The organism is Salmonella sp. SAL4457, from assembly GCF_046548235.1.
Taxonomy (GTDB): domain Bacteria; phylum Pseudomonadota; class Gammaproteobacteria; order Enterobacterales; family Enterobacteriaceae; genus Salmonella; species Salmonella enterica.
This window is the reverse complement of record NZ_JBGDZO010000027.1, coordinates 1-611: the sequence shown is the minus strand read 5'-3', so window position 1 is coordinate 611 and position 611 is coordinate 1. Positions and strand designations below refer to the sequence as shown.

The 611-nt window shown below is 63.7% G+C and carries 1 protein-coding gene; it reads left to right on the top strand.

From position 1 onward, the window contains the following. Positions 1–222: 222 nt before the first annotated feature. The coding region (locus ACLJNW_RS23020; protein ID WP_128676197.1) for an IS110 family transposase at positions 223–611 on the top strand (389 nt) is incomplete at its 3' end.

Genomic DNA, 611 nt, shown 5'->3' with positions numbered 1-611 from the left:
GCGCTGGCGGCGGCCGACCCGCTGATTCCGGTGGTGGCGTAGGGCGATTTTCCCTCACCCCAACCCTCTCCCGCAGGCGGGAGAGGATGCCGTGCAGCGTAGAGGGATGCAGCGGCGCGCGGATGCCTGGCGTCCGGTAGGGCAATGAAATGGACTCCTCCCTCCTACGGCGTCAAGCGCCAGACTAATGGTGCAGCCACAAGTCCCGGAGGGGGAGTCAGCATGAACCTTAGTCGCATTGGTCTGGATCTGGCAAAACAAGTATTCCAGGTGCACGGCGTTGATCGTCACGAGCATGTGGTATGTCGTCGCCAACTCAAGCGGGCACAGGTGCGGGATTTCTTTCGCCAACTGCCGCCGTGCCTGGTGGCGATGGAGGCCTGCGGCAGTGCGCACTACTGGGCGCGCGAGTTGCGGGAGCTGGGCCACACGGTACGCCTGATCGCACCGCAGTTCGTAAAACCCTACGTCAAGGGTGACAAGCACGATGCACACGACGCCGAGGCGATCTGCGAAGCCGCCAGTCGTCCGAGCATGCGCTATGTCCCGGTGAAGAGCGCAGAGCAGCAGGCCGTGCAGTCGATGCATCGGGTGCGCAGTCGTCTAGTTCG